Annotated in this window: 8 protein-coding genes; 5 read left to right on the top strand and 3 right to left on the bottom strand. The window is 67.5% G+C overall.

Annotated features, from left to right (window positions below; genetic code table 11):
- A partial coding sequence (locus ACOJSF_RS12090; protein WP_420142450.1) for a translocation/assembly module TamB domain-containing protein occupies positions 1–3600 on the top strand: 3600 nt, incomplete at its 5' end.
- Between the two features lie 3 nt (positions 3601–3603).
- Here ACOJSF_RS12090 and ACOJSF_RS12085 read toward each other — a convergent pair.
- Entirely contained in the window at positions 3604–4863 is a 1260-nt protein-coding gene (locus ACOJSF_RS12085) for a multidrug effflux MFS transporter (protein WP_420142449.1), read from the bottom strand.
- A 90-nt stretch (positions 4864–4953) separates the two neighbouring features.
- On the bottom strand, positions 4954–5439 hold the full coding sequence (locus ACOJSF_RS12080) for a MucR family transcriptional regulator (protein WP_420142448.1): 486 nt from the start codon (positions 5437–5439) through the stop codon (positions 4954–4956).
- A gap of 155 nt (positions 5440–5594) precedes the next feature.
- On the opposite strand from ACOJSF_RS12080, the gene hslV reads away from it, so the two are divergent.
- From hslV to ACOJSF_RS12060, 4 genes are all read left to right on the top strand, one after another.
- Entirely contained in the window at positions 5595–6155 is a 561-nt protein-coding gene (gene hslV, locus ACOJSF_RS12075; protein WP_420142447.1) for an ATP-dependent protease subunit HslV, read from the top strand.
- An 83-nt stretch (positions 6156–6238) separates the two neighbouring features.
- Positions 6239–7537, top strand: a complete 1299-nt coding sequence (gene hslU, locus ACOJSF_RS12070) for an ATP-dependent protease ATPase subunit HslU (protein ID WP_420142446.1) — start codon at positions 6239–6241, stop codon at positions 7535–7537.
- Positions 7538–7576: 39 nt separating this feature from the next.
- Positions 7577–8206 (top strand): DedA family protein, encoded by a 630-nt coding sequence (locus tag ACOJSF_RS12065; RefSeq protein ID WP_420142445.1) that lies wholly within the window; start codon positions 7577–7579, stop codon positions 8204–8206.
- Positions 8206–10512, top strand: a complete 2307-nt coding sequence (locus tag ACOJSF_RS12060) for a GH92 family glycosyl hydrolase (RefSeq protein WP_420142444.1) — start codon at positions 8206–8208, stop codon at positions 10510–10512. Before ACOJSF_RS12065 ends, ACOJSF_RS12060 begins: the two co-directional genes overlap by 1 nt.
- A gap of 39 nt (positions 10513–10551) precedes the next feature.
- On the opposite strand, the gene ACOJSF_RS12055 is transcribed toward ACOJSF_RS12060, so the two are convergent.
- Positions 10552–11597: DEAD/DEAH box helicase (locus tag ACOJSF_RS12055; protein WP_420142443.1), on the bottom strand; the 1046-nt coding region annotated here is incomplete at its 5' end.

The following is an 11597-nucleotide window of genomic DNA, read 5'->3' as shown; positions in this document are numbered from 1 at the left end:
GGCGACGACGTGCTGATCGATCTCGATGCCGAGCCGGATGGCGACCGCTTCCGCCTCATCGCGGGCGCGAACGGGCCCACGGGCGGCGTGCTCGCGGGACTGGCGGGCCTGCGCCAGCCGATCGCGCTGCGCGTGGCGGGTCGCGGAACCTGGGCGCGATGGGATGGTCAGGCGCGCGGAATGCTTGGCGGCAGGCGAGTGACCGACCTCGCGCTTGGCGTGCGCGCTGGGCATTATCTGCTGTCGGGCACGGCCGCGCCGTCGACCTTCCTGCAGGGGAAGGCACAGCGGCTGACGGCGCCCGGCATCACCATCCGGGGCGAGGCCGATCTGGCGGAGCGCAGGCTGACCGGGCGGGTCGCGCTGGCCAGTCCCGCGCTCCGCCTCGCCGCGCGCGGGATGCTCGACCTTGCGCAGTCGCGCTTCGGCGGGGTGCGGATCGACGCCGATCTGCTGCGCCCGCCCGCGCTCTTTCCCAACATGACGGGCCGCAACGTCCGCCTTCAGGTTGACCTCGACGGGGCGTTCGAGACGGCTTCCTTCCGCTACCGGCTCGCGGCCCCGCATATCGCCTTCGACCAGACCGGGTTCGATCAGGTGGTCGCGACCGGCGCGGGGCGGCTGTCGCGCACACCGATCGCGGTGCCGATCCGTCTGCATGCCGCGCGTGTCACCGGGGCAGGGGACGTGGCGGGGGGCATATTGGCGAACCTGAACGTCGCCGGCGTGCTGCGGGTCGATCCGAAGACGCTGGTCGGGCGCGACCTCGCGCTCACTTCGGACAAGCTGCGGGGCACGCTCCAGCTTCGCATCGATCTCGTCACCGGGCGGTATGACGTGGCGCTGGCGGGTGGATTGGCCCGATACCTGATCCCCGGGCTCGGCATCGTCGATGTAACGTCGAAAGTGACCGTCCTGCCCGGGCCCGGCGGGCGGGGGACGGTGATAGCGGGCACCGCGCAGGCGGTGGTGCGTCGCTTCGACAACGCTTTTCTGCGCTCGATCGCGGGCGGCAACCCGCGGATCGACACACGAATGGTCCGCAGCCCGGACGGCGTGCTGCATTTCTCCGATCTGGTCCTGACCGGGCCGGCGGTCCGCATCACCGGCGCGGGAATCCGCCGCCGCGACGGCACTTTCCTGTTCGATGGGCAAGGGCGGCAGGACAGCTATGGCCCGTTCCGCATCAATCTCGACGGGCAGATCGATCGGCCGCAGGTGCGCTTGCTGCTCGACGCGCCGGTGCCGGCGCTCGGCCTGACGCGGGTGGCATTCGATCTCGATCCCGATCCGCAAGGTTTTCGTTTTCGCGCGGCGGGTGGGTCCTATGCCGGGCCGTTCCAGGCCGGCGGAGCGATCCGCACCCCGCCCGGCCAGCCGACTGTGATCGAGGTGGCGGACATCGCCGTGTCTGGCACGCATGCGCGGGGCACGCTCCGTTCCGATCCCGGCGCCTTTTCGGGCGAACTGGCGGTGCAGGGTGGCGGAATCACGGGAACGATCGGGTTCGGGCCGCAGAGCGCGATCCAACGGATCGAGCCGCATTTGCGCTTCAACGAAGCCGTGATTGCCGCCTCGACCCCCATCTCGATCGCGCGCGGGCGGATCGACGGTACGATCCTGCTCGATCCCGCGGGCACCGCAATCGACGGGCGCGCGACGGGATTCGGTGTGCGGCGGGGAACCCTCTCGGTCTCGCGCCTGGGGGGCGAGGCGCAGCTTCGCGCGGGGGCGGGGAGGGCGACGCTGACCGCGTCGGGCGCGCGCGGCCGCGCCTTCAATCTTAGGACTGATCTAACGATCGCTCCCGACCGGTTGACGGTCGCGGGCGGCGGCACGATCGAAGGGCGCCCGGTCGAGCTTGCCAAGCCCGCCGTGCTCGTGATGAGCGACGAAGCGTGGCAGCTCCAACCGACGCGCGTCACCTATCTCGGCGGGTCGGCGGAGGTTTCCGGGCGGTTCGCACGGACCTCGACCGCCTACGACCTCCAGGTTCAGCGCATGCCGCTGTCGGTGCTCGATCTGCTCAATCCCAGCCTGGGCTTCGGCGGCCATGCGACGGGCAAGCTCGCTTATCGTCATGACCAGGGGAGCGCCCCCTCCGGTCGACTCGACATGGCGGTGCGCGGCCTCACGCGATCGGGACTGGTGCTGACCTCGCAGCCGGTCGACCTCGGCCTCGCCGCCGTGCTGACCGCCAACGGGGCGGGCGGGAGGGCGGTGGTGACGAGCGGCGGGCGCACGATCGGCCGGGCGCAGGCGCGGATGATGCCCATGCCGCCGGGCGAGGATATCGTCAGCCGCCTGATCGCCGCCCCGCTCTTCGCCCAGCTGCGCTATGCCGGGCCGGCCGATACGCTGTGGCGGCTGATCGGGGTCGAAACGATCGACCTGTCGGGGCCGATCTCGGTCGCCGCCGACATCGGCGGTACGTCAGCCGATCCCTCGATCCGGGGGACGATGCGGACCGATAATGGCCGCCTGGAAAGCGCGGTCAGCGGCACCGTAATCCAGAACATCAAGGCATCGGGTCGCTTCGACGGCTCGCGCCTGATCGTCGATCAGATGACCGGGCGGGCAGGCGACGGCAGCGTGACCGGGCGAGGCAATTTCACCTTCGGCGCAGGCCGGGGCCTGGGCATCGACCTCGCGCTGAACGCCGACAATGCGGCGCTGCTGGCCCGTGACGATATCGCCGCAACCGTGACCGGGCCGCTCACGCTTCAATCCGATGGCATCGGGGGCACGATCGGCGGCGACGTCACGCTCAGTCGCGGGCGCTTCCGCCTCGGCAACGCCACCGCCGCGCAGGTTCCGCATCTCGCGGTGACCGAGTTGAACCGTCCCGACGACATGATCGATCGCGCGCCACCGCCGCCGTGGCGGCTCGACCTGAAGGCGCGGGCGCGCAGCCGCTTCATGGTCACCGGCCTCGGCCTCGACAGCGAGTGGCGCGCCGACCTGACGATCAAGGGCGCGGTCGACAATCCGGCGATCGGCGGCCGCATGGACCTGATCCGGGGCGGCTATCAGTTCGCCGGCCGCCGGTTCGAACTCGATCGCGGCATGATCCGCTTCACCGGCGATGCGCCGCCGGACCCCGTGCTCGACATCACCGCTTTGGCCGACGTGCAGGGCTTCAACGCCACCATCCGCGTGACGGGGACGGGGCTCCGGCCCGATATCAACTTTCAGAGCGTACCCGCGCTGCCGGAGGATGAACTCCTGTCCCGCCTGCTGTTCGGGACATCGATCACCAACCTGTCCGCGCCCGAAGCACTCCAGTTGGCCGCGGCTGTCGCATCGCTGCGCAGCGGGGGCGGGGGGGGCATGAACCTCGATCCGATCAACGCGGTGCGCAGGGCGGTGCGGCTCGACCGGCTGCGCATCCTGCCGGCCGATGTCACCACCGGTCAAAAGACCTCGGTCGCGGCGGGCAAGAATATCGGACGGCGCACCTATGTCGAGCTGATCACCGACGGCGCAGGCTACTCCGCGACCACGATCGAGTATCGCATCACGCGCTGGCTGTCGGTGCTCTCGACCATCTCCACCATCGGGCGCCAGAGCGCCAACGTGCGGGTGTCGCGGGATTATTGATCGTCAGGCGGCGATATGGTGCGAGCGGAACAGGCGGCCGCGTTCGGTCGCCAGCACGACCAGCAATGCCATCGCCCCGAGCACGAAGAAGCCCAGCGCCAGCGGCACCGTGCTGCCGTCGAACGACTGCCCGACCGCAAGGCCGAGCAGCGCGCCGCCGCAGGTCGATACGAAGCCCTGAACCGACGAAGCGGTGCCGGCGATCTCGCCGACCTCCTCCATCGCCATCGATCCGAAATTCGATCCGAGCAGGCCGAAGCAGAACATCGTGGCGCTCTGCAGGACGGTGAAGGTCACGATCGTTTCCATGCCGGCGGCCGCGACCAGCGTATGCAGCCCGCCGAGCAGGATCATGCCGATGAGCGCCGTATGCGAGACGCGGCGCGTACCCAGCCGCTCGACGATCCGCGCATTGGTGAAGGCGGCGGCGGCCATGGCCAAGCCGATGCAGGCGAAGACGAGCGGAAACCGCTCGGGCGCCCGGAATACGTCGGCGAAAATCTGCTGGATGGAATTGATGAACCCCATCAGCGCGCCGAAGACGCAGGTCAGCGCGAGCGTATAGCCCAAAGCGTTCCGGTTGGTCAGCGTGCGACGTACCGCCTGCGCGATCGGCCGAACCGCGACGGGGCGGCGGAATTCGGGATGCAAGGTCTCGCGCAGCTTGAGCGCGGTCACGAGCGCGACGAGCGCGGCGAAGCCCGCCAGCACGAAGAAGATCAGCCGCCAGTTTCCGAACAAAAGGATGAACTGCCCAAGCGTCGGCGCCAGGATCGGCACGGCAAGGAAGATCATGAAAGAGATCGACATCACCCGCGCCATCTGGCGTCCGGCGAAGCAGTCGCGCACGACCGAGACGACCAGGACACGCCCGGTGGCGCCGGCGATACCCTGCAGCAGGCGGGCGACCAGCAGCAGATGGAAGCTAGCTGCGAAGCCCGCGAGGATGCTCATCAGTGCGAACAGGACGAGCCCGACTACCAGCAACGGCTTGCGTCCATAGCTGTCGGACAAAGGGCCGTAGACCAGCTGCGCGGCGCCGAAGCCGAACACGTAGATCGCGATGATCCACTGCTGGTGGTTTTCGGTGTCCACGTTCAGGGCCCGCCCGATCTCGGGCAGGGCAGGCAGCATCGCGTCGATGCCGAGCGGGGTGACGGCCATCAGGCTGGCGATCAGCGCGACGAAGAACGGGAAGCGCAGGCCGGGCTCGGACGCGCGCACCGTCGGCGCGGCGGGGGAGGGATCTTCTTGTCGGGACACGATGCGCCTATGCGCCGATCGATCCGGAGCGGCAACCGCCGCATGCCGCTTGCCGCGCGTCCCAGGCCGGGAACGCGCGGCCGGCCGACGTCAGGCGTCGGTATTCTTGGGCTTGCGCCCGGGCTTGGCGGCCGGGGCGGGGGCGGCCCCGCGCGGCTTGCGGCCAAGGCCGATCTTGTGGGCGAGCGCGCGGCGCTGCTCGGTGTAGTTGGCGGCGACCATCGGATAGTCGCGCGGCAGGCCGAACGTTTCGCGATAGCTGTCGGGCGTATAGCCATGCTGCGCAATGTGGCGGCGCAGCATCTTGTACGGCTTGCCATCGATCATGCTGACAAGATGGTCCGCCTTGATCGACGCGCGCGCGGAGACGGCGCCCTTGGGCTTTTCTTGCTGCGGCTCCGGCGCAGGGCCGCCAACCGACTGCAGTGCAGAATAAACGCTCTGAATCAGGTTTGCGACTTCGACCGTCGGCACGCTGTTATTGCTGACATGCGCTGCCACAATGTCTGCGGTAAGGGTAATCAACTCTTGACTCTCGTTCGCCACTTTTACTGCTCCTACTGGAGGGACGCCCATATAACCAGAATTCAGTCGATACCAGCATTGATTACGGTATCAGTTCATCAATAATCGTTGCGGAAGCGCGTTGGTCCACTGTTGTTATTGCGACGCCAAAACAATGTTGCGCGCCGCGAACGGCCTACCCATATCGCCGCCCTGAAAGGACAGGCATGGGCGAAGACAAGATCGGGTGGCACGGGACGACGATCGTTTCGGTGCGTAAGAACGGTAAGGTCGTGGTGGCTGGCGACGGGCAGGTCAGTCTTGGCAACACGGTAATCAAGCCCAACGCGCGCAAGGTGAGGCGGCTGGGCGACGGATCGGTCATCGGCGGTTTCGCCGGCGCCACCGCCGACGCGTTTACCTTGTTCGATCGGCTCGAACGGAAGCTTGAGGCGCATCGCGGTCAATTGCTCCGCGCGGCGGTCGAACTGGCGAAGGATTGGCGGACCGACAAGTATCTCCGCAATCTGGAAGCGATGATGATCGTTGCTGACAAAGACGTGTCGCTGATCCTGACCGGAAATGGCGACGTGCTGGAGCCTGAGGCGGGAATTGCGGCGATCGGATCGGGCGGCAATTACGCCTTGGCGGCGGCCAAGGCGCTGGGCGATTATGAAGACGATGCCGAGAAGATCGCGCGCAAGGCGATGGAGATCGCGGCGGAGGTCTGCGTCTTCACCAACGGCAACGTGACGGTCGAGGTGATCGAGAACGCGGCGCAGGCCTGACCCCACCCGCTTGAACCTGGGGCCCGCGCCCCCAAATCGATCGACATCCCCTTTGGCGCGTCCGCGCCTTCTTCGAGCGAGACATGAACGACTCCCTGACCCCCAAGGCCATCGTCGCTGCCCTCGACGCCCACATCATCGGCCAGGACGATGCCAAGCGCGCCGTTGCGGTTGCGCTTCGCAACCGCTGGCGCCGGCAGAAGCTCGCGCCCGAGCTGCGTGATGAGGTCAGCCCGAAGAATATCCTGATGATCGGGCCGACCGGTTGCGGAAAGACGGAGATCAGCCGTCGCCTGGCCAAGCTGGCCGACGCGCCGTTCGTGAAGGTGGAAGCCACCAAGTTTACCGAGGTCGGCTATGTCGGCCGCGACGTCGAACAGATCGCGCGCGACTTGGTCGAGGAATCGATCCGGCTGGAGAAGGAGCGCCGCCGCGCCGCCGTGAAGGACAAGGCCGAGGACGCGGCGATGGCGCGGCTGATCGATGCGCTGGTCGGCAAGGATGCGTCGGAAGCGACGCGCGCCAGCTTCCGTCAGCGTTTTCACGACGGCCATCTCGACGACAAGGAGGTCGAGATCGAGGTCGAGGATAGCGGCGGGATGCCGATGGAGATCCCGGGAATGGGCGGCCAGGTCGGCATGATCAACCTGGGCGACATCATGGGCAAGCTCGGCGGACAGCGGATGAAGCGGCGCAAGCTGTCGGTCCGCTCCGCCTGGACCAAATTGGTCGAAGAGGAGGCGGACAAGCGGCTGGATCAGGAGGATGTGGCGCGCGTCGCGCTGGCCGATGCGGAAGCCAACGGGATCGTCTTCCTCGACGAGGTCGACAAGATCGCGGTCAGCGATGTGCGCGGCGGATCGGTCAGCCGTGAGGGCGTGCAGCGCGACCTGCTGCCGCTGATCGAGGGCACCACCGTCGCGACCAAATATGGGCCGATGAAGACGGACCATATCCTGTTCATCGCGAGCGGGGCGTTCCACGTCGCCAAGCCGTCCGACCTATTGCCCGAACTGCAGGGCCGCTTGCCGATCCGGGTCGAGCTGAAGCCGCTGACCGAGGAGGATTTCGTCCGCATCCTGTCGGCGACGCGCGCTTCGCTGACCGAGCAATATCGCGCGCTGCTGGGCACCGAACAGGTCGCGATCGACTTCACCGAGGACGGCATCGCTGCGCTCGCCCGCACGGCGGCACAGGTCAATGACAGCATCGAAAATATCGGTGCGCGCCGGCTGCAGACGGTGATGGAGAAACTGCTGGAGGATGTGAGCTTCCACGCGGAGGACCGCACCGGCACGACCGTCACGGTCGACGCCGCCTATGTCGACGCGCAGCTGGCGAGCGTGGCCAGGGACACCGATCTCAGCAAGTACGTGCTCTGACGCTCGACAGAATGCACGCGGCTTGCCACAGCCGCGTGCATGCTGGAAAAAATCATCGCTCCGATCGCCGCCTGGATCATCGCGGTGATCTCCGCCGGCGGCTATCTCGGCGTGGTGGCGCTGATGGCGATCGAGAGCGCCTGCGTGCCCTTGCCGTCCGAGATCATCATGCCGTTTGCGGGCTATCTGGTTTCGACCGGGCGGTTCGAGCTGTTCGCCGTGGCGACCGCCGGGGCGATCGGCTGCAACCTGGGTTCGATCCCGGCTTACGAGATCGGCAAGCGGCTGGGCCGGCCATTCGTCGAGCGCTACGGCAAATATGTGCTGATGTCGGTGCATGAGTTGGACCGCGCGGAACGTTTCTTCCTGCGTTGGGGCAGCATTACGGTGCTCGTGTGCCGTATGCTGCCGGCGGTGCGCTCCTTCATCGCCTTTCCGGCGGGCATGGCACGGATGCCGCTCCTCCGCTTCCACGCCTATACCTTCATCGGGTCGTGGCCGTGGTGTTTCGGGCTGGCATGGGTGGGCATGAAGCTGGGGGCGGCGTGGAATAGCGACAGCCGGCTGTCGAAGGTCCTTCATAGCATGGACGCGGTGATCGGCGTCGCGGTGCTCGCCGGGATTGCGTGGTTCATCCGCCACCAGATGAAGAAGCGGCGCGCACGCTGATGCGCCGCCCGTGGCCCGCCATCGCGTTCGCGCTGGCCGCGCCGGCGATCGCCGGCGGCGGGTATGATGCGGTCGATCCGTTCATCGGGACGGGCGGCGAGGGACACACTTTCCCCGGGGCGGTGGCGCCGTTCGGAATGGTGCAGCTCAGCCCCGACACCGACACGGCGTGCGTGATCCGTGCCTGCTACGCGCATGCGGCGGGGTATCGCTACGACGATCCGACCATTCAGGGCTTCAGTCACACGCATTTTTCGGGCGCGGGCCATTCCGACCTGGGCGATTTCCTCGTCATGCCGGTGTCCGGCGTCACGGTGCCGCTCGAACCCGGCGACCCCGCAAGGCCCGGCTCCGGCTATCGTTCGCGCTTCTCGCATGCCGACGAGGTGGCGAAGCCGGGCTATTATGCCGTGACGCTCGCCGATGCGCGGGTGCGCGCCGAGATGACCGCCGGCTCCCGGGTCGGCGTGCATCGCTATACCTTCGGGGCGGGCACGCCCGCCCACCTCGTGCTCGACCTGCGCAGCGCGCTCTACAATTATCCCGGCAAGATATTGTGGTCGTCGCTACGGCTTCGTCCCGACGGTTTGCTGACCGGGATACGCGAGACGCGCGGATGGGCGCCGGGCCGCAAATTGTGGTTCGCGATGCGCTTTTCGGCGCCGCTGACGGGGCATCGCTTCGTCAGCACGGAACGGGACGTTCCCTATAAGGGCTTTCAGGGGCCGGGCCGGGGCAGCGACGCCCTGGCCGAGCTGCAGGGTCGCGCGCTGGTCGCGCAACTCGACTTCGGCGTGCTCGCGGCGCCGTTGGAGGTGAAGGTCGCGCTCTCGTCGGTCGACGAGGCGGGTGCGGTCGCCAACCTCGCCGGCGAGCCCGGCGATTTCGATGCGATCCACGCACAGGCCAAAGCGGCATGGGAGCAAGCGCTCGCGCCGCTCGATATCGCCGCGCCGGCGCCGATGCGGACCAACCTCTATACCGCACTCTATCACGCGTTGATCGCGCCGTCGGTCGCGGGCGATGCCGACGGGCGCTATCGCGGGCCGGACGACCAGGTACACCAGGCGGACGGCTTCACCTTCCGCTCCACCTTCTCGCTGTGGGACACGTTCCGCGCGGAACATCCGCTGCTGACCCTGGTCGCGCCGAGGGAGGCCAATCGCGACATCGTCCGCTCGCTGATCGCCAGCCAGCAGGCAAGCCCGTTCGGGATCCTGCCCGTGTGGCAGTTCCAGGGTCGCGAGACGTGGACCATGATCGGCTATCACGCGGTGCCGGTGATCGCGGACGCCTATCTGAAGGGCGTGACGGGGTTCGACGCGAAGGCCGCGCTGGACGCGATGGTCGCGAGCGCGCGCTACGCCCCTTATGGCGGCCTCGGCGAGTATATGGCGCGCGGTTACGTGCCGATCGACAAGGAGCCGGAGGCGGCCTCCAAGACGGTGGAATATGCCTATGACGACTGGACCATCGCGCGGATGGCGCGCGCGATGGGGCGGGCCGATATCGCCGCCGAATTCGACAAGCGCGCAGGCTATTGGCGCAACAGCTTCGATCCGAAGACCGGCTTCGTCCGCGCGCGGCTGAGCAGCGGCGCTTTTCGGACCCCGTTCGATCCGACCGCGATCAACTACGGATCGGATTATACCGAGGGTAATGCCTGGCAATATAGCTGGTTCGTGCCGCAGGATCAGGCGGCGCTGTTCAAGGCGATGGGCGGCGACAAGGCAGCCGTGGCGAAGCTCGACGCCATGTTCGATTACGATAACAGCAAGATCGACTACAGTCATGCCGAGGATATTGCCGGCCTGATCGGCCAATATATCCACGGCAACGAGCCGAGCCACCACGTCGCTTATCTCTATGACCATGCCGGCGCGCCGTGGCGCACGCAGGCGCGTCTGACGCAGATCGTCGGCAGCCAGTATAAGCCGACGCCCGACGGTCTCGCCGGCAATGACGATCTCGGCCAGATGTCGGCCTGGCTGGTGTTCACCGCGCTCGGTTTCTATCCGGTGACGCCGGGCAGCCTGGAATATGCGATCGGCCGGCCGTTCGTTGAGAAAGCGACGCTGGCGCTGCCCAATGGCAAGAGTTTCCGCGTGATTGCCGAAGGTTTGGGCGATGCCCATCCCTATGTCGGGGCGGTGACGCTCAACGGACGCCCCTTACCGCGCAGCTACATCACCCATGCCGAGATCATGGCCGGCGGCGAGTTGCGTTTCGTCATGCAGTCCGCGCCCAACAAGAAATGGGCCACCCGCATGAGCGAGCGGCCCTTTTCACAAAGCGTCAGGCGCTAGGCGGGAACGCTCCTGCCATTCGGCGGGAGCCTCCAGCGATCAACGGCCGCCGGTCTTGCGGACCGCGCCCTTGTGCGCACCCGGCGCGCCCGGACGCGGGCCGAAGCGACGCTTGGGCGCGCCGCCGGCCGGCCGCTCGCCGTCGTGACGACGCTGGCCATGACCACCCGGACGCTGGCCGTGCGGCCGTTCGGGGCGGTCGTCGCTTTTCGCCGGCTTGGGCAGCTTCGCCTGTTCGGCCAGGAAATTCTCCGGCAGCGGCGTGACGGTCGGCTTGACCCGCGTCAGCTTCTCGATCGAGCGCAGGTAAGGCCGCTCGTCATCCGCCACGAACGCCATCGCCATGCCCGTCGCGCCGGCGCGCGCGGTGCGGCCGATGCGGTGGACATATTGTTCCGGAACGTTCGGCAGTTCGAAGTTGAACACGTGGCTGACACCCGACACGTCGATCCCGCGCGCGGCGATGTCGGTCGCCACCAGGATCGGCGCCTCGCCCGATTTGAACGCGGCGAGCGCGCGCTCGCGCTGCGGCTGGCTCTTATTGCCGTGGATCGCGTTGGCGGCGATGCCCGCAGCGACGAGATGCTTCACCACACGGTCCGCGCCATGCTTGGTGCGGGTGAAGACCAATGCGCGGTCGAGATTTTCGGTCGCGCGCAGCGTCAGCGTCAGCAAAGCCTGCTTCTCCGCCTGATTGACGAAGGTGACATACTGGTCGACCCGCTCGGCGGTGGTCGATGGCGGGGCCACCGACACCTTGACCGGATCGGTCAGGAAGCTGTCGCCGAGATCGGCGATCGTCTTCGGCATGGTGGCCGAGAAGAACAGCGACTGGCGCTTCTTCGGCAGCAGATTGTGAATCCGCTTCAGGCTGTGGATGAAGCCCAGGTCGAGCATCTGGTCGGCTTCGTCCAGCACCAGGATCTCGACGTCGCGCAGCGTCAGCGCGCGCTGGTCGATCAGGTCGAGCAGCCGGCCGGGCGTCGCCACCAGCACGTCGACGCCGCCCGCAAGCTGGCGCACCTGGCGCGGGATCGGCACGCCGCCGAACACGGTCATCACCGACAGGCGCAGATTCCTGCCGT

The organism is Sphingomonas sp. (genome assembly GCF_048594985.1).
Taxonomy (GTDB): domain Bacteria; phylum Pseudomonadota; class Alphaproteobacteria; order Sphingomonadales; family Sphingomonadaceae; genus Sphingomonas_I.
This window is presented reverse-complemented; position numbering and strand designations above follow the sequence as displayed.

Coding starts and splice junctions, on each gene's coding strand:
- ACOJSF_RS12060 (WP_420142444.1), top strand. CDS start 8,206: ATGCGCCGCCCGTGGCCCGCCATCGCGTTCGCGCTGGCCGCGCCGGCG.
- ACOJSF_RS12065 (WP_420142445.1), top strand. CDS start 7,577: ATGCTGGAAAAAATCATCGCTCCGATCGCCGCCTGGATCATCGCGGTG.
- hslV (WP_420142447.1), top strand. CDS start 5,595: ATGGGCGAAGACAAGATCGGGTGGCACGGGACGACGATCGTTTCGGTG.
- hslU (WP_420142446.1), top strand. CDS start 6,239: ATGAACGACTCCCTGACCCCCAAGGCCATCGTCGCTGCCCTCGACGCC.
- ACOJSF_RS12080 (WP_420142448.1), bottom strand. CDS start 5,439: ATGGGCGTCCCTCCAGTAGGAGCAGTAAAAGTGGCGAACGAGAGTCAA.